Annotated in this window: 17 protein-coding genes and 1 pseudogene; 7 read left to right on the plus strand and 11 right to left on the minus strand. The window is 72.9% G+C overall.

What is annotated here, in order from left to right:
- Positions 1–2 precede the first annotated feature (2 nt).
- Both ABD437_RS14000 and ABD437_RS14005 read left to right on the plus strand, forming a co-directional pair.
- The gene (locus ABD437_RS14000; RefSeq protein ID WP_344649235.1) at positions 3–2,507 is read left to right on the plus strand and encodes a DUF4118 domain-containing protein; all 2,505 of its coding nucleotides are present in this window, start codon (positions 3–5) and stop codon (positions 2,505–2,507) included.
- A complete protein-coding gene (locus ABD437_RS14005) occupies positions 2,504–3,178 on the plus strand; it encodes a response regulator (RefSeq protein WP_344649236.1) in 675 nt (224 codons plus the stop codon). The genes ABD437_RS14000 and ABD437_RS14005 overlap by 4 nt, the downstream gene beginning before the upstream one ends.
- Before the next feature lie 4 nt (positions 3,179–3,182).
- On the opposite strand, the gene lysA is transcribed toward ABD437_RS14005, so the two are convergent.
- On the minus strand, positions 3,183–4,538 hold the full coding sequence (lysA, locus tag ABD437_RS14010) for a diaminopimelate decarboxylase (protein WP_344649237.1): 1,356 nt from the start codon (positions 4,536–4,538) through the stop codon (positions 3,183–3,185).
- 165 nt (positions 4,539–4,703) lie between these two features.
- On the opposite strand from lysA, the gene ABD437_RS14015 reads away from it, so the two are divergent.
- The gene (locus ABD437_RS14015) at positions 4,704–6,638 is read left to right on the plus strand and encodes a potassium transporter Kup (RefSeq protein ID WP_344649238.1); all 1,935 of its coding nucleotides are present in this window, start codon (positions 4,704–4,706) and stop codon (positions 6,636–6,638) included.
- A 2-nt stretch (positions 6,639–6,640) separates the two neighbouring features.
- Here the strand turns inward: ABD437_RS14015 and ABD437_RS14020 are convergent, their stop codons facing one another.
- The 3 genes from ABD437_RS14020 to ABD437_RS14030 all read right to left on the minus strand — a co-directional run bounded on the left by ABD437_RS14020 (position 6,641) and on the right by ABD437_RS14030 (position 8,296).
- A complete protein-coding gene (locus ABD437_RS14020) occupies positions 6,641–6,901 on the minus strand; it encodes a hypothetical protein (protein ID WP_344649239.1) in 261 nt (86 codons plus the stop codon).
- A 190-nt stretch (positions 6,902–7,091) separates the two neighbouring features.
- Complete coding sequence (locus tag ABD437_RS14025) at positions 7,092–7,307, minus strand: helix-turn-helix domain-containing protein (RefSeq protein ID WP_344649240.1); 216 nt, start codon at positions 7,305–7,307, stop codon at positions 7,092–7,094.
- A gap of 65 nt (positions 7,308–7,372) precedes the next feature.
- Entirely contained in the window at positions 7,373–8,296 is a 924-nt protein-coding gene (locus ABD437_RS14030; RefSeq protein ID WP_344649241.1) for a GAF domain-containing protein, read from the minus strand.
- A 96-nt stretch (positions 8,297–8,392) separates the two neighbouring features.
- Here ABD437_RS14030 and ABD437_RS14035 point away from each other — a divergent pair.
- Positions 8,393–9,179 (plus strand): annotated as a pseudogene (locus ABD437_RS14035) (SDR family NAD(P)-dependent oxidoreductase).
- Between the two features lie 308 nt (positions 9,180–9,487).
- Here ABD437_RS14035 and ABD437_RS14040 read toward each other — a convergent pair.
- Entirely contained in the window at positions 9,488–10,156 is a 669-nt protein-coding gene (locus ABD437_RS14040; RefSeq protein WP_344649242.1) for a TetR/AcrR family transcriptional regulator, read from the minus strand.
- An 89-nt stretch (positions 10,157–10,245) separates the two neighbouring features.
- Here ABD437_RS14040 and ABD437_RS14045 point away from each other — a divergent pair, with 89 nt between their 5' ends.
- Positions 10,246–10,932: a Crp/Fnr family transcriptional regulator gene (locus ABD437_RS14045; protein ID WP_344649243.1), complete on the plus strand. Its 687-nt coding sequence runs from the start codon at positions 10,246–10,248 to the stop codon at positions 10,930–10,932.
- Between the two features lie 22 nt (positions 10,933–10,954).
- Here the strand turns inward: ABD437_RS14045 and ABD437_RS14050 are convergent, their stop codons facing one another.
- The 3 genes from ABD437_RS14050 to ABD437_RS14060 are packed head-to-tail and all read right to left on the minus strand — an operon-like array spanning position 10,955 to position 12,775.
- On the minus strand, positions 10,955–11,332 hold the full coding sequence (locus ABD437_RS14050) for a DoxX family protein (protein WP_344649244.1): 378 nt from the start codon (positions 11,330–11,332) through the stop codon (positions 10,955–10,957).
- Between the two features lie 23 nt (positions 11,333–11,355).
- Positions 11,356–12,345 carry an SDR family oxidoreductase gene (locus ABD437_RS14055; RefSeq protein ID WP_344649245.1) on the minus strand — a complete coding sequence of 330 codons (990 nt, stop codon included), beginning with the start codon at positions 12,343–12,345 and terminating at the stop codon, positions 11,356–11,358.
- A 7-nt stretch (positions 12,346–12,352) separates the two neighbouring features.
- A complete protein-coding gene (locus tag ABD437_RS14060; protein ID WP_344649246.1) occupies positions 12,353–12,775 on the minus strand; it encodes a MerR family transcriptional regulator in 423 nt (140 codons plus the stop codon).
- A gap of 65 nt (positions 12,776–12,840) precedes the next feature.
- Here ABD437_RS14060 and ABD437_RS14065 point away from each other — a divergent pair, with 65 nt between their 5' ends.
- Positions 12,841–13,422, plus strand: a complete 582-nt coding sequence (locus tag ABD437_RS14065) for a QsdR family transcriptional regulator (protein ID WP_344649247.1) — start codon at positions 12,841–12,843, stop codon at positions 13,420–13,422.
- A 77-nt stretch (positions 13,423–13,499) separates the two neighbouring features.
- Positions 13,500–14,648, plus strand: a complete 1,149-nt coding sequence (locus tag ABD437_RS14070) for a serine hydrolase domain-containing protein (RefSeq protein ID WP_344649248.1) — start codon at positions 13,500–13,502, stop codon at positions 14,646–14,648.
- 5 nt (positions 14,649–14,653) lie between these two features.
- On the opposite strand, the gene ABD437_RS14075 is transcribed toward ABD437_RS14070, so the two are convergent.
- From ABD437_RS14075 to ABD437_RS14085, 3 genes are read right to left on the minus strand one after another with little or no spacing between them, the layout of a single operon-like run.
- Positions 14,654–15,100, minus strand: coding sequence for an SRPBCC family protein (locus ABD437_RS14075; protein ID WP_344649249.1), 447 nt, complete (start codon positions 15,098–15,100; stop codon positions 14,654–14,656).
- A gap of 2 nt (positions 15,101–15,102) precedes the next feature.
- On the minus strand, positions 15,103–15,456 hold the full coding sequence (locus ABD437_RS14080) for an ArsR/SmtB family transcription factor (protein ID WP_344649250.1): 354 nt from the start codon (positions 15,454–15,456) through the stop codon (positions 15,103–15,105).
- Positions 15,453–15,911 (minus strand): SRPBCC family protein, encoded by a 459-nt coding sequence (locus tag ABD437_RS14085; protein ID WP_344649251.1) that lies wholly within the window; start codon positions 15,909–15,911, stop codon positions 15,453–15,455. The genes ABD437_RS14080 and ABD437_RS14085 overlap by 4 nt, the downstream gene beginning before the upstream one ends.
- Positions 15,912–15,994 lie beyond the last annotated feature (83 nt).

The following is a 15,994-nucleotide window of genomic DNA, read 5'->3' on the forward strand; positions in this document are numbered from 1 at the left end:
TCGTGGGCAGCCCCGGGACACTGCGGATCTACCTCGGGGCTGCCCCCGGCGTCGGCAAGACCTACAAGATGCTCGACGAGGGACGACGGCGGGCCGAACGCGGCGCCGACGTGGTCGTCGGCTTCGTCGAGACCCACGGCCGGGCCGAGACCGCCGCCCAGCTCGGCGACCTGGAGATCGTCGGCCGCCGGACCCTCACCTACCGGGGCGCGTCCTTCGAGGAGATGGACCTCGACGCCGTCCTCGCCCGGCGCCCGGAGATCGCGCTCGTCGACGAGCTCGCGCACACCAACGTCCCCGGCAGCAGGCACGCCAAGCGCTGGCAGGACGTCCGGGCGCTGCTCGAGGCCGGCATCCACGTGCTGTCCACGGTGAACGTCCAGCACCTCGAGTCGCTCAACGACGTCGTCGAGACGATCACCGGCGTCCCGCAGCGCGAGACGATCCCGGACGCCGTCGTGCGCGCCGCCGACCAGGTCGAACTCGTCGACATGGCGCCCGACGCGCTGCGCCGCCGGATGGCGCACGGCAACATCTACCGGGCCGACAAGATCGACGCCGCCCTCGGCAACTACTTCCGGGTCGGCAACCTCACCGCGCTGCGCGAACTCGCGCTGCTCTGGACGGCCGACAAGGTCGACGAGGCGCTGCGCCGGTACCGCGACGAACACGACATCGACGGCGTCTGGGAGGCCCGCGAACGGGTCGTCGTGGCCGTCACCGGCGGCCCCGAGGGCGACACGCTGATCCGGCGCGCGGCCCGGATCGCCGCCCGCTCCCAGCAGGGCGACCTGCTCGCGGTGCACGTCTCGCGCAGCGACGGCCTCACCGGCGCCGACCCGGCACGCATCGAGGACCAGCGGAACCTGGCCGAGTCCCTCGGCGGCACGTTCCACGCCGTGGTCGGCGACGACGTGCCCAGCGCGCTGCTCGACTTCGCCCGCGGCGCCAACGCCACCCAGCTCGTCCTCGGCACCAGCCGGCGGCCCCGCTGGCAGCGGGCGGTCTCCGAGGGCATCGGCACCCGGGTGATCGCCGAGTCCGGGCCGATCGACGTCCACATGGTGACCCACGCGCAGGCCGGCGGCGCGTGGAAACCCCGGCTGCCCAAGCTGACCGGCGGCCTCACCGCGCGGCGGCGCTGGTACGGCGTCGCGCTCGCGCTCGTCGGTCTCCCGCTGCTCACCGGTGTGCTGACGCTCGCCGAGGGACACCTGGACCTGTCCAGCGAGCTGCTGCTCTACCTCGGGTCGGTGGTGCTGGTCGCGCTGGTCGGCGGCGGCTACCCGGCCGTGGTCGCCGCCGCGCTCGGCACGGTGCTGGTCAACTGGTTCTTCACCCCGCCGGTACGCACGTTCACGATCGCCGAGTTCGACAACCTCGTCGCGCTGGGTGTCTTCGTCCTGGTCGCGCTGGCCGTCGCGTGGGTCGTCGACCTGTCGGCGCGGCGCCGCAGGCAGGCGTCCCGGGCGCAGGCCGAGGCCGAGATGCTGTCCGCGTTGAGCCGGGGCGTGCTGGCCGGCGGCCGGGCCCTCCCGACCCTGCTCGACCAGGTGCGCGACGCGTTCGGCCAGGAGTCGGTGACGCTGCAGGAACGCGTCGACGGGCAGTGGCTGACGATCGACGCGGCCGGCGAGCCCACCGGCCCGCCCGGCACCGACGTCCCCGTCACCGACACGCTCCACCTGGTGCTGCGCGGACGCCGGCTGCCCGCCTCCGACCGGCGGGTGCTGGCCGCGTTCGCCGCCCAGGCCGCGGTGGCGCTGCGCCAGGCCCGGCTGAGCGCCCAGGCCGCCGAGGCGGCCGACCTGGCCGAGGGCAACCGGATGCGCACCGCGCTGCTCGCCGCGGTCAGCCACGACCTGCGCACGCCGCTGGCGTCGATCAAGGCGTCGGTGACCGCGTTGCGCTCGGAGTCGGTGCGCCTGGACGACGACGACGTCGACGAACTGCACGCGACGATCGACGAGTCCGCCGACCAGCTCAACGCGCTGATCGACAACCTGCTCGACATGAGCCGGCTGCAGACCGGTGCGGTCAACCCGCTGCGCCGGCTGGTCAGCCTCGAGGAGATCGTGCCGGCCGCGATCGCCGGGGCCGACCGGCTCGGCGCCCCGGTCCGGTCCGAGGTCAGCGTCGAGGTGTCGGAGTCGCTGCCGCCGGTGCTCGTCGACCCCGGCCTGCTCGAGCGGGCCCTGGCCAACCTGGTCGGCAACGCGGTGCGGCACGGCGGGGGGCGGCCGGTGGCGGTACGGGCCAGCGCGTTGGCCGGCCGCGTCGAGATCCGTGTCGTCGACACCGGCCCCGGGGTGCCCGAGGCCGACCGCGACCGCATCTTCGGTGCGTTCCAGCGCCTCGGCGACCGGCCCGACGGGAACGGCGTCGGGCTCGGCCTCGCCGTCGCCCGCGGTTTCGTCGAGACGATCGGCGGCACGCTCGAACCCGAGGACACCCCCGGTGGCGGCCTGACCATGGTCGTCTCCCTGCCCACGAAAGACACCCCGTGACCAGAATTCTCGTGGCCGACGACGAACCGCAGCTCCTGCGCGCGCTCCGCATCACCCTGCGGGCACGGGGGTACGAGGTCGAGACCGCGCCCACCGGCGCCGCCGTGCTCGAGGTCGCCGCGCGACGGCACCCGGAACTGATCCTGCTCGACCTGGGCCTGCCCGACCTCGACGGCATCGAGGTCATCGAGGGCCTCCGGCCCTGGTACGACGGCTCGATCGTGGTGCTCTCGGCCCGGCACGACCCCGACGACAAGGTCCTCGCGCTGGACGCCGGCGCCGACGACTACGTCACCAAACCGTTCGGTATGGAAGAGCTGCTCGCCCGGCTGCGAGCCGCGGTGCGGCGGGCCGCGCCGGCCCCGGACTCCGTCGTCGTGACCACCGACGCGTTCACCGTCGACCTGGCGGCCAAGCGGGTGACGGCCGGCGACCACGACGTCCGGCTCACCCCCACCGAGTGGGGCCTGCTCGAGGTGCTGATCCGCAACCCCGGACGCCTGATCGGCCACAAGCAGCTGCTCAGCGAGGTCTGGGGGCCGGCCTACCAGCAGGAGTTCGGCTACCTGCGGGTGTACGTCGCGCAGCTGCGCCGCAAGCTCGAACCGGACCCCTCCCGGCCGCGGTACCTGATCACCGAGGCCGGGATGGGTTACCGGTTCGAGCCGTGAGCGGTCAGCAGCTCAGGTCGCGCCCGAGCAGGTCGGCCGTCGTCTCCCGGCGGATCGCCAGGCGCGCCTCGCCCTCGTGCGCCACGACCAGCGGCGGGCGTCCGACGAGGTTGTAGTTGTTGGCCAGCGAGTGGTGGTAGGCCCCGGTACCGGGCATCGCGAGCACGTCACCGGGCCGGACGTCCGCGGGCAGCGGCACGTCGCGCGCCAGGACGTCGCCGGCCTCGCAGTACCGTCCCACCACGGTCGCGGGCGTCGTCGGCGCGCTGGTGAGCCGGCCGATCCGCCGCACCGTGTACCGCGCGCCGTAGAGCGCCGGGCGCAGGTTGTCGCCCATGCCGCCGTCCACCGCGACCAGCCGCGTGCCCCCCGCGGTGGTCTTGCACGTCAGCACCCGGTAGAGCGTCACCCCGGCCCTGGCGACGATCGCCCGGCCCGGTTCGACGGTCAGCCGCGGCACCGGGATCCGGTGCCGCCCGCACTCCAGTGCCAGCAGTTGCCGGACGCGGGCGGCGAACGCCTCCACCGCGAAGTCCTGGTCCCCCTCGACGTAGGGCACGGCATGGCCGCCGCCGAGGTCGAGCTCCATCGGGAGGTCGGTGCCGCGTTCGTGGCGTATCCCGGCCAGGAACGCGACCAGCTGGCTGATCGCGCGCTCGTACCCACCGAACCGGGTGACCATCGAGCCGATGTGGCAGTGCACCCCGGCCAGGCGCAGCGCGTGCTGCCCGAGGACACGGCGGGCGGCGTCCGCGGCCGCGCCGGTCGTCAGCGACAGACCGAACTTCTGCTCCTCGACGCCGGTCGTCAGCGCCGCATGCGTCCCGGCATCGACGCCCGGGACGACCCGCAGCAGCACCCGCTGCCCGGCGGCGTCGTCGGCGAGCGCGGCCAGCCGGGCCACCTCCCCCACCGAGTCGATCACCACTCGCCCGACGCCGTACTCCAGCGCGGTCCGCAGGTCGTCGGGCGTCTTGGCGTTGCCGTGCAGCACGATCCGCCCGGCCGGGAAGTTCACTCGCCGGGCCACCGCGAGCTCACCGGCCGAGCAGACGTCCAGCGCCAGCCCCTCCTCGGCGATCCACCGCGCGACCGCACCGAAGAGCAGGGCCTTGGACGCGTAGGCGACCTCCACGTCCGGCCCGAACGCGGCCCGGTAGCGCCGGCAGCGCGACCGGACGTCGGCCTCGTCGAGCACGTAGGTGGGGGTGCCGAACTCCTCGGCGACCGCGGTGAGGGACACCCCGCCGACCAGCAGGTCACCCTGCCGTCCGGGCCGGGTGGTGAGCGGCCAGACCCCGGGCGCGACCCGCGGGGAGAGCGACGAGCGCAGCGACGGTAACAACTCCGGCAGTGTCATGACCTCATCGTGAGCCGCGCCGCACCCGCTGACGGCCCTCCTTGACGGGGTCCTGACGCCCACCGGCCCGTTCTTGACGGCGCGTTGATGTCTTCCGGTGCCGGGGTCCCGGCGCCCGCGTCGTACTGTTCGCGCAGGCCATCGTCGTGAGCATCGGATGACATCATGAGCGAGCAGGAGCAGCCGGCGCCGGCGTCGCGCGGGCGGGACGTGGTGCGTCTCGGGGTCGTCGTGGGTGCGCTCGGCGTGGTGTTCGGGGACATCGGGACCAGCCCGATCTACACCCTGCAGACCGTGTTCAGCCCCAGTGACCCGCATCCGGTGCCGGTGAGCGCGAACAACGTGTTCGGGGTCGTCTCGCTGATCTTCTGGTCGGTGATGATCATCGTGACCGTCACCTACGTCCTGCTGGCGATGCGCGCCGACAACGACGGCGAGGGCGGCATCATGGCGCTGATCACGCTGCTGCGCCGGATCGGTGGGCCGCGCACGGCACGCACGTCGGCCGTGCTGGCCGGGCTCGGCATCTTCGGCGCCGCGCTGTTCTTCGGCGACAGCATGATCACCCCGGCGATCTCGGTGCTCTCCGCGGTGGAGGGGGTCAAACTCGTCGAGCCGTCGTTCGACCAGTGGGTCGTGCCGATCACCGCGGTGATCATCGTGGCCCTCTTCCTGGTGCAGCGCCGGGGCACCGCCGCGGTGGGCCGGTTCTTCGGCCCGGTGATGATCGCCTGGTTCGTCAGCATCGGCGCGCTCGGCGTCACCGGCATCGCGAAGCACCCGGGCATCCTCGAGGCGCTGTCGCCGACCTACGCGATCGGGTTCCTCGCCGGTCACTTCGGGATCGCGTTCTTCGCACTGGCCGCGATCGTGCTCGCGGTCACCGGCGCCGAGGCCCTCTACGCCGACATGGGGCACTTCGGCCGCCGGGCGATCGTCCGCGGCTGGCTGTTCCTGGTCCTGCCCGCGTGCATGCTCAGCTACTTCGGGCAGGGCGCGCTGATCCTCCAGGACAGCGCCAACATCAGCGGGCCGTTCTTCCTGCTCGCCCCGGGCTGGGCCCGGCTGCCGCTGATCGTGCTGGCCACCGCGGCCACGGTGATCGCGTCCCAGGCCGTCATCACCGGCGCCTACTCCGTCGCCGCGCAGGCCGCGGAACTGGGCTACCTGCCCCGGCTGCGGATCGCGCACACGTCGACGACCACGTTCGGGCAGATCTACGTCCCGTGGATCAACTGGCTGCTGCTGGCGTCGGTGCTGACGCTGGTGTTCGCGTTCCGCAGTTCCGCCGCGCTCGCGTACGCGTTCGGCATGGCGGTCACCGGCACGATCACGATCACGACGCTGCTGTTCTTCTACGTCGCCCATTTGACCTGGACGACCGTGCCGACCTGGCTGCTGGCCGCCGGCGCGACGACGTTGCTGCTCGTCGACGCGCTGTTCGTCGCGGCCAACCTGACCAAGCTCGTGCACGGGGCGTGGCTGCCGCTGCTGATCGCGCTGACCGCCTTCACGATCATGACGACCTGGCAGCGGGGCCGGGCGATCGTCACCGCCGAACGCAACCGGCAGGAGGGTTCGCTCACCGAGTTCATCGAGACGATGCACAGCGACACCCCGCCGATCACCCGGGTGCCGGGCACCGCGGTGTTCCTCAACCGGGGGCGGACGACCGCGCCGCTGGCCCTGCGCGCGAACGTCGAACACAACCACGTCCGCCACGAGCACGTCCTGATCCTGGCGATCGAGACGCTGCCCGTCCCGCGCGTGCCGGCCGCGGACCGGATCGTGATCGACGGCCTCGGCCACCCCGACGACGGGATCAGCTTCGTGCACGCCCGGTTCGGCTACGCGGACACCCCCGACGTCCTCGGCGCGCTGCGCCGGATCGATCCGGCCGCGATCGAGCGGCCGCTGGACGTGGACGGCGCGTCGTACTTCCTGTCCAAGATCGATCTGCGGCTCGGCCCCGAACCGACGATGGCCCGGTGGCGCAAACGGCTGTTCATCGCCACCTCGTACATCACCGCCGACGCGGCCGAGCACTTCGGGCTGCCCCGCGACCGCACGGTGATCATGGGCTCGCACGTCGAGGTCTGACCTCAGGGCAGGAACTTCTCCAGCACCGCGTCGAACGCCTGCGGGTTCTCCGCCTCGCGCACCGCGGGCCCGTCCGGCCCGTGCAGGTTCGCGGCCAGTTCGAGCAGTCCGCCGACGTCGAAGATCGCCCCGGACTCGGTCCGCTCGCCGACCGCCAGCCAGGGCACGGCGGCCACGGCGGCGGGCTGGTCGACCACGACGAGCCGGCGCAGCCGCCCGGTGCCGTGGTTGTCGATGTAGCTCCACAGCACCGACGCGCCCATCGACCACCCGAGGCCGTCGACCTCGTCGAGACCGAGGTGGTCGAGCAGCCGCGCGGACCCCCGGAGTCGCGGTAGGTGAGCTCCACGCCGTCGTCGGTGGTGAAAGTGGGCATCGGGCCGCCTCCTCGTCGAGTTGCCCAGCAGTGTCGGCCGCGTCTCGCCCGGGTCACTACCTCCGGACGACGAGAGTTCAGCTCTCCTCGTGCACCGATTGTCGAAGGCGCGCCTCGAGGACGTCGAGCATCGCGAACCCGAGGTGCAGCGCCAGCCGGGTCGCGCCGTCGGCGAGGTCCAGGCCGGTCAGGTCGTGCACGCGCCCCAGCCGGTAGTACAGCGACGTGCGGTGGACGTGCAGCGCGGCGGCGGCCAGCGGGCCGTTGCCGGCCGCGTCGAGGAACGCGCGCACGGTGGCGGCCAGCTGCGGGTCGAGCGCGCGTAGCCGCTGGAACTCCGGGGGCAGCGTGCTCGCGGTCAGCTCGGCGGGCGGGATCGCGAGCAGCGGACCGTAGGCCCCGAGGGCGTCCCAGGCGGCGACCGGGCCGCGGAGGCCCAGCTCGGCGGCGTGCCGGGCCAGCCGGGCCGGGCCAGCCGGGCCTGGCGCAGCGATCGGGCGGCGTGGCCGGGGCCGTCACCGGCGCCGCCGATCCCAGCCACGCACCGGAACCGCCCGGCGGCGAGCTCGCGGACACGCTCGAGCACCGCCTCGACGCGCCGGATGACCGGGTCCGGGCCGCCGATCAGCAGCACCGCGCGCCCGTCGTCGACGGCCACCAGCTCGCTGGACCGGCCCCACCCGGCCAGCGCCGCCCGCAGCGCCACCTGCACGTGCGGCGCCGCACCGCCGGTCACCGCCACGTCGACCGCGGTGAGCGGCGCGAACTGCCGGCCGCGGCCGGTGGCGTGCAGTGCCGCGACCGCGTCGCGCCGCGCGGACGGGTCGGCTCCGGTCAGGTCGAGCACCAGGTGGGTGTCGTCGTCGGCCGGGAGCGCGGGCCCGCGGTCGTCCTGGAGCGCGAGCGCCAGGTCCGCGGCGATCTCGTTGACGCGGTTGAGCTCGGAGATCGTGAGCGTGCCGGAGGCGTCCATCACCATCAGCAGCCCCAGCAGCTCACCTTTCCAGCGCACCGGCACGCAGACGCGGGCGTGCATGCCGATCTCCGGGTTCGGCGGGATGACACCGGCCCTGGTCCAGCTCGACACGCCCTGCGCCAGCACGTGGCCGCGTGCTCTCGGCCCGGCACCGTGGTTGAGCAGCGCACGGACACGGACCGGGTCCTCGTCGCCGTAGTGCGCGCTGGCGTAGAGCATCTGCATCGCCGGGTCGTTGACGACGACCGAGCGCGCCAGCTCCGCGGCGAGCTGGTCGATCACGGCGGCGACGGCGCGGGAGGCCACGTCGGGATCGTACCTTCGACAATCGGAGCAACGGTTCGCGGATTTTTCGTCCCGGGTCGGTGGGCGGCGGTCCGGCCGGGCGGCACGCTCCTGCTCATGACCGAGCGCGAACTGTCCGGCCGCGTCGTCGTCGTCTTCGGCGCCGGGTCCAGCGGCACCGGGTTGAGCAATGGGGAGGCCGCCGCACTCGCCTACGCCGAGGCCGGCGCGGTCGTCGCGGTGGTCGACCGCAACCGGGTGGAGGCCGACCGCGTCGCGGGGGAGATCACGTGCGCCGGTGGGCACGCGCTCGCGGTCACCGCGGACGTCACCGACGAGGACTCGGTGGTCGCCGCGATCGACGAGGTCGTCGCGGCGCTCGGCACCCCGCACGTGCTGCACAACAACGTCGGGGCCGCGGTGACCGGCGCGATCACCGAGATCAGCCCGGACGAGTGGAACCGGGGCCTGGCGGTGAACCTGACCAGCGCCTATCTCACGTGCCGGCACACGATCCCGCTCCTGCGCCGGGCCGGCCGGGGGGGCGATCGTCAACGTCTCCTCGCTCTCGGCGATCCGCGACACCGGGTACGTGTACCCGGTGTACAGCGCGGCGAAGGCCGGCGTGAACCAGCTGACGGTGTCGCTGGCGCTCGCCTACGCGGCCGACGGCATCCGCGTCAACGCCGTGTTGCCGGGCCTGATCGAGACCCCGATGGTCACCGCGCAGGTGACGTCGGATCCGGCCGCGCTCGCGGCGCGCCACGCGCGGAGCCCGACCGGGCGGATGGGCTCCCCGCGCGACGTCGCGAATGCGTCGGTGTTCCTGGCCTCCGACCGCGCCGCCTACGTCAACGGCGTCTGCCTCCCGGTGGACGGCGGCCTCTCGGCCCGCTGCGGTTAGTTCGCCCTCGCCCGCTCCCACATCCGGGTGTAGGCCTCGGCGCCGGCGAGCATCTGACGGCGCAGTTCGGGGCCGTCCGGGCCGCCCGGACGAGCAGGTCGGTGAGCCAGGCCGCGTAGAGCCCGTACTGGGCGACGCCGTCGGTGTTCAGGTCGAACGTGCGCGACCCCCACACCTGACGCTGCGCGGTGGCGCCACGGGCAGCCCGGGACGCCCAGCGCGAGCAGCGCCGCGAGCTCGTCGCTGACCAGCGGCTGTTCGTTGTCCGACGGGCCGGTGTCGCGGACCGAGCGTACGTACCGACGGCCTCAACCGTCCAGGGAGGACGGACCACCGAGCGCGCGCCGGATCGCGGACTCGGCGTCGGACATCGAGACGCCGGCGGGGACGACGAGCACCGCCACCGGCTCACGACGCGACGCCGGGTCGAACGTCGCGCGCACGTCCGCCAGCGCGGTCTCGACCTCGGCCTGCGGATCGTCGGACTCCCCGCGCAGCCACCGGCGCAGCACGTGGTTGTGGGCGGCGACGACGGCGGCCGAGGTGAGCTCGGCACGCAGCTCCGCGGCCTCGGACCCGTCGCCCCAGCCGCCGAGGAAACTGCGGAACAGCCGCTGGTACCGGGCGCCGCTGATGAGCTCGCGGTCACGCAGCGCCTCGACCGCCGAGGTCAGGCGGTACCGCTCGCGGGCCCGTTCCCCCTCGGCGACGTAGTGGAACAGCACGATCTTGACCGCCTCGGTCACCGCCTTGAGCGCGGAGTCGGCGGTGGTGGAACGCAGCCGCTCCTCGACGCGGCGCAGGAGCTCGTCGTGGTCGGGGAAGATCACCGCTTCCTTCGACCCGTAGGCCCGGAAGAACGTGCTCCGGCTGACGCCGGCCGCAGCGGCGATGTCCTCGACCGAGGTCTCCTCGTAGCCGCGGGTCGCGAACAGCCCGAACGCCGCCTCGGCGATCGTGTCCCGCCCTGTGCCCATCGACCGTCCTTCCCTCGGTAACGGTGGACATTCTGCCGTCTGAAACTTAGTCTCAAAAATTGACACTGAGCGTCAGGAGGCGATCGGTCATGGACGCGGCACTCGCCCGGTGCGGGCTCTTCCAGAACGTCGACCCGCAGGCCGCCGAGGCGCTGGCGTCGAACCTCAAGTACCTCGACTACTTCAAGCGTGACGTCGTCTTCGCCGAGGGTGACCCCGGCGACTCGCTGTACGTCGTGCTGGAGGGCAAGGTCAAGCTCAACCGGCGCGCGCCCGACGGGCGGGAGAGCCTGCTGGCCGTGCTCGGGCCCTCCGACCTGCTCGGCGAGCTCGCCGTGTTCGACCCGGGCCCCCGCACGGCCAGCGCCGTGGTGGTGGCCGACGCCCGGGTCGCGCAGATGCGCCGCGACCAGTTGCGGCCGTGGATCGCCGCGCACCCGGAGATCGGGCCGCAGCTGCTCCGGGTGCTGGCCCGCCGGTTACGCCGCACCGGCGACCAGCAGGCCGACCTGATCTTCACCGACGTGCCTGGGCGACTCGCCAAGGCGCTGGTCGAGCTGGCCCAGCGCTTCGGCCTGCCCGAGCGGCCGGGGACCGGCGGCGCGGTCCGGCTCAACCACGACCTGACCCAGGACGAGCTCGCCCAACTGGTCGGGTCGTCACGCGAGACCGTCAACAAGGCCCTGTCGGGTTTCGCGACCCGCGGCTGGATCCGGCTCGAGGGACGCGCGATCGTGCTCCTCGACCGCGACCGGCTGGTGCAGCGCGCGCGCTGACCGGACGGGCCCGCGGCGCGCGTCAGAACGGCTCCGGCCCGAACCGGCCCCAGGCCACGAAGATCGCGACCGCGAGGTAGACCAGGTCGGGCACGATCGTCGTCCGCTCGCCCCGGCGCAGCCGCATGCCCGCCGCGCCGGCGAAGAGCAACGCCACGCACACCGCGGTCACGGGCACCAGCACGGGCGCGATCCCGAGCACCGCGGGCAGGATCAGCCCGGCCGCGGCCAGCAGTTCGAGCACGGAGATGCTCCGGAGCGCGGCCGGGCGGAAGTCCCTCACCCATTCCGCGGCGGGCCCCACGGCGGCGATCCGTTCCCGGGGAACGACCGCTTTGGACGTACTGATCAGCAGGACGGTGGCCAGCAGCGACGCGGCGATCCACAGTGCGAGGTTCATCGAGGCTCCCGGAAGGCAGAAGGTCACCCACGAGACACCGCCGGACCCGCCCGTGTGACGGTCGCCGCTGTGCCCGGGAGAGCGAGCAGGCTCTCGGCCGTGGCCACCACGGCTTCCTCGGCCGGGCGGGGATCCCAGCCCAACACGGTCCGGATCCGCTCGATCCGGTACTCCTTCACCGGCACGTCCGGCCCGGGCGCCTCCTCGACCGGGAGCCGGTCGGCCAGTTCGGGGAACCGGCGCCGGAGGATCCGGGCGATCTCCAGGTAACTGCAGCCGGCCTGGCCCGACGTGCACAGGAACCGCTGTCCCGCCGCCTCCGGGATCGTCATCGCGCGCACGTGCGCGTCGGCCACGTCACGCACGTCGACGACCCCGAACGACGCTTTCGGGACGGTCGGCATCGCGCCGTCGAGCATCGCGCGCACCAGCCCCACCGACGTCGAGTAGTCCGGGCCGAGGACCGGGCCGAAGATACCGGTCGGGTTGATCACGACCAGCTCCGCGCCGACCGCACCAGCGACCTCCCACGCAGCACGTTCCGCGATCGCTTTCGACCGGATGTAGGCCGGCAGGTCGCCGGCCGGGTCCGTCCAATCCGACTCGTCGTAGGGGCGGTTCACCGGCGCTCCGTACCCGATCGCCGCGAACGACGACGTCAACACCGTGCGGCGCACACCGGCCGCGTGCGCCGCCCGCAGCACCCGCAAGGCACCCTCCCGCGCCGGCACGATGACCTCGTCCGGGTCCGACGGCTCCCCCGCCGGAAACGGCGACGCCACATGCAGAACGAACTCACACCCCTCGACAGCAGCGACCCAACCCGCATCAGCCGTCAGATCCGCCTCGACAACACCCAGCGCAGCGCCCGGCCGAGCCACCATCGCCCGCACAACACCAGCCCGCCGCAACGACCGCACCGTCGTACGGACCTCGTACCCGGCCTCGAGCAACCGCACGACCGTATGCGCCCCGACGAACCCACTACCACCGGTGACCAGTACTCGCGCCACAGAACCCTCACCTCAACTCGGACGCGGCCCGGGTGACCTCGTCGATCGCCCGTTCTTCGGCCGCACGGTCGCCGCGCTCCCGCGACCCCCACAGCAGCACCTTCGCGTCGAGGTACCGCCGGCGGCTGCGCAGCGTTTCGATCTGGTCGGCGATCTGGGCGGCGTGCTTCTCGAACAGCTCGCGCTGGCGGCGCGCCGCGTCCGGGGCGTCCGACAGCTCACGCAGGTACGCGCGCATGTCGTCGATGCCCAGGCCGGCCGTGCGCAGGCAGGCCAGCGCCTCGATCGTCCGTACGGTGTCCGGGTCGTAGCGGCGGTGCCCGCTGTTCTCGTCGCGGGGCACCGGCGCGATCAGCCCGATGCGCTCGTAGTACCGCAACGTCGCCTCGGGCAGACCGCTGCGCCGCGCGACTTCCTGGATCGCCACCATGAGGTGAGTCTGCCGACCTTGAAGCGCTTCAAGTCAAGGGCGACCCGCTCCCTAGGATGGGTGGCATGTCCGATTCCGCGGCGGCGCCGGTGAGCGCCCGGCCGACCGCCACCGACGCGTTCCGGCTCGCGCGGAGGACGTTCATGGCCGGCGAGCGGGTGGACCTGAAGGGCCTCGCGGCCGCGCTCGACGTCGACCGCAGCACGCTGTTCCGCTGGCTGGGCAACCGGGACCAGCTCCTCGTCGACATCCTCATCTCGCTCAGCGACCCCACGCTCGACACGATCGTCCGGGGCACCGAGGGCACCGGCGGGCGGCGGGTCGCCCGGATCGCCGGTGCGTACGCCGCCGCGCTGATCGACGCGTCGTACTACCGGCAGTTCATGCGGCGGGAGCCCGAGCGTGCGCTCCGCCTGATCACGACCAAGGCCAGCCCGGTGCAGCGGCGTGTCGTCGACGCGTTCGCCCGCCTCCTCGAGCAGGAGTCCACCCGGGGCGCGCTGCACCATCCACTCGCGACGCCCGACCTCGCCTACCTCATCGTGCGGATCATCGAGTCGTTCATCTACGCCGACCTCATCACCGGCGAGGAGCCCGAGGCGGCGAAGGTCGAGACCGCGGTCGCGGCGATCCTGCGCGCCGACTAGACCCTTGACCGGGCCGCAGCGCTGATGCACCATTTTTCGAAACGTTGCATCAGCCGGCCCGACGAGGGGACACGGACATGACCGAGGTGCACGGCCACGCCGACGACCGCTTCTCCGCCGTGAGCGACGCACTGGCCAAAAACCTGGCCGACGGCGTCGAGGTGGGCGCGAGCATCGTCGTGAACATCGACGGCGAGGACGTCGTCGACATCTGGGGCGGCCACCGCGACGCCGCACGCACGCAGCCGTGGACCGAGGACACGATCGTCACGGTCTGGTCGTCGACCAAGACCGTCACCAGCCTGGCCGCGCTGATGCTCGTCGACCGGGGCCTGCTCGACCCCTACGAGCGGGTCGCCCGCTACTGGCCCGAGTTCGCCGCCAACGGCAAGGACGCCGTCGAGGTGCGTCACCTGCTCAGCCACACCTCCGGCGTCTCGGCCTGGGAGCAGCCGTTCGCCGCCGAGGACAGCTTCGACCTCGTCGCGTCCACCGCCAAGCTCGCCGCCCAGCCGCCCTGGTGGGAGCCGGGCACGGCGAGCGGCTACCACGCCAGCAACTTCGGGCACCTGATCGGGGAGCTGGTGCGCCGGGTGTCCGGCCGGAGCCTGACCGACTTCGTGGCCGCGGAGATCGCCGGCCCGGCCGGGGCGGACTTCCGGCTCGGAGCGCGCCCGGCCGACCACGGCCGGATCGCCACGATGCTCGCGCCCACCGCCGCCCCGCCGGTCGACCTGCCGACACCCGACCCCGACAGCGTCTTCGTCAAGACCCTGATGGGCTCGTTCCAGGACCCCGCGCTCGCCAACACCCCGCGGTGGCTCGCGGCCGAGAACGGCGCCTGCAACGGCCACGGCAACGCCCGCTCGCTGGCCCGGATCGTCTCGGCGCTGGCCCTGGGCGGTGTCACCGGCGGGGTGCGGTTACTTCACCCCGAGACGATCGAGCTGATCTTCGACGAGCAGGCGCACGGCGTCGACCTGTTCCTCGGCATCCCGCTGCGCTGGGGCATCGGCTACGCGCTGCCGGAACCCGAGGGCACGCCGTTCGTCCCGGCCGGGAAGGTGTGTTTCTGGGGCGGCTGGGGCGGTTCGCTGATCATCGCCGACGTCGAGCGCCGGATGACGATCAGCTACATGATGAACCAGATGCAGCCCGGCATCATCGGCTCCGCGGTGTCGGCCGCGTACTGCGACGTGATCACCGCCTGCGCCGCGGGGGCGTGAGCTCGTCAGTGCCAGTCGCTGATCGGGACGTCGCCCGGCGCGGGCGCGCCCCGGCCGGTCTCGACCAGCGACTTGAGGCTGAGCAGGAACGTCGCCCACTTCGTGCTGCAGTGGTGCATGAACTCGACCGGCTCCGCCCAGCCCCGGTGTTCGAACAGGACGATCGTGTAGTCGCCGTCGCGGCGCAGCGTCCAGTCGATGGTGGTGCCGATCCACTCCGCGGGTCCGTCGGCGACCCGCCAGGTCACCCGCTCGGCCGGGCGCGTCTCGACGACGTCCATGTCGAAACCGCCGACCGGCGGGAACCGGAACCGCAGCTGCCCGCCGGTGCCCCCGTCGCCGGTGGTGTCCTCGGTCCACCAGCCGGCCAGGCCCGTCGGCGTCGTGAGCGCCTCATACACCGCTTCCGGGCTCGCGCCGTGCACTCCGACGCGATGCAGGATGTCGGCCATCGTCACTCCTCCGTGTTCGTCGTGCCGTGCTGGATCGCTTCGGCGATCCGCTTGATGCGCTGCAGGCGGGCGTCCCACGCCGTGCCCACCGAGGTCAGCTGGGCCACCGCGACCGCCAGCTGGGCGTCGTCGACGCGGTAACGCCGTTCCCGGCCGGCCGCCGTCGCCCGCACCAGGCCGACGCGGTCGAGCACGCCGAGGTGCTTGGCGACCGCCTGCCTGGTCACCGGCAGCTGCCGGCCGAGCGAGCTGGCGGTGCCCCCGCCGTCGGCGAGCAGCAGGTCGAGCATCCGGCGCCGGGTGGGGTCACCGATCGCCGACCACAGCTCGTCGTCGACCGCCACGGGTGACGTCACGGCCGGACCTGGAGCGTCGCGACGTACGGCGCCAGCCGCGGCAGGAAGTGATCCCAGCCGGTGACGTGGTCGCGGTACTGCTGCTCGAGCACCGCGATCTCCCAGCCCTGCTCCCGGAAACCGGTCTCGCGGAACGCCAGCAGCGTGCCCGCGCCGGACGGACGCAGGTCGAACGTGACCAGCAGCGAGTTGGAGTCGGTCGCGGGCTGGTCGGCCGGGTGTGCCCACCGGAACGAGAAGGTGCGCGGCGGCACCGCGTCGACGACGGTGAACGGCACCACCTTGCCGGCGTCGCCGTCGCCGAACGTGATCTCGCCGACCGACCCGGGGACGGGTTCGTAGCGGGCGGTGTCCGGCCACCACTGGGCCAGGTGTTCCGGTGTGCTCACCACGTCGAAGACGACCTCGGGTGCCGCGTCGATGTAGATCTCGCGCTCGATCGTTCCGTACTCCATACCAACCTCCCGCAACCTTTGGTTGCAAGAAACCTACCGGGTCGGCACCACTAGCGCAACCTCCGGTTGCAATCAGGCCGGCG

Source organism: Cryptosporangium japonicum (assembly GCF_039524755.1).
Lineage (GTDB): Bacteria > Actinomycetota > Actinomycetes > Mycobacteriales > Cryptosporangiaceae > Cryptosporangium > Cryptosporangium japonicum.

What these genes read in the sequence shown, in the direction of transcription:
- ABD437_RS14060 (WP_344649246.1), bottom strand. Translation starts at nt 12,775, where the DNA reads ATGGTGGCGATCCAGGAAGTCGCGCGGCGCAGCGGTCTGCCCGAGGCG.
- ABD437_RS14085 (WP_344649251.1), bottom strand. Translation starts at nt 15,911, where the DNA reads ATGGAGTACGGAACGATCGAGCGCGAGATCTACATCGACGCGGCACCC.
- lysA (WP_344649237.1), bottom strand. Translation starts at nt 4,538, where the DNA reads ATGACACTGCCGGAGTTGTTACCGTCGCTGCGCTCGTCGCTCTCCCCG.
- ABD437_RS14065 (WP_344649247.1), top strand. Translation starts at nt 12,841, where the DNA reads ATGTCCGATTCCGCGGCGGCGCCGGTGAGCGCCCGGCCGACCGCCACC.
- ABD437_RS14075 (WP_344649249.1), bottom strand. Translation starts at nt 15,100, where the DNA reads ATGGCCGACATCCTGCATCGCGTCGGAGTGCACGGCGCGAGCCCGGAA.
- ABD437_RS14040 (WP_344649242.1), bottom strand. Translation starts at nt 10,156, where the DNA reads ATGGGCACAGGGCGGGACACGATCGCCGAGGCGGCGTTCGGGCTGTTC.
- ABD437_RS14050 (WP_344649244.1), bottom strand. Translation starts at nt 11,332, where the DNA reads ATGAACCTCGCACTGTGGATCGCCGCGTCGCTGCTGGCCACCGTCCTG.
- ABD437_RS14020 (WP_344649239.1), bottom strand. Translation starts at nt 6,901, where the DNA reads ATGGGCGCGTCGGTGCTGTGGAGCTACATCGACAACCACGGCACCGGG.
- ABD437_RS14045 (WP_344649243.1), top strand. Translation starts at nt 10,246, where the DNA reads ATGGACGCGGCACTCGCCCGGTGCGGGCTCTTCCAGAACGTCGACCCG.
- ABD437_RS14015 (WP_344649238.1), top strand. Translation starts at nt 4,704, where the DNA reads ATGAGCGAGCAGGAGCAGCCGGCGCCGGCGTCGCGCGGGCGGGACGTG.
- ABD437_RS14070 (WP_344649248.1), top strand. Translation starts at nt 13,500, where the DNA reads ATGACCGAGGTGCACGGCCACGCCGACGACCGCTTCTCCGCCGTGAGC.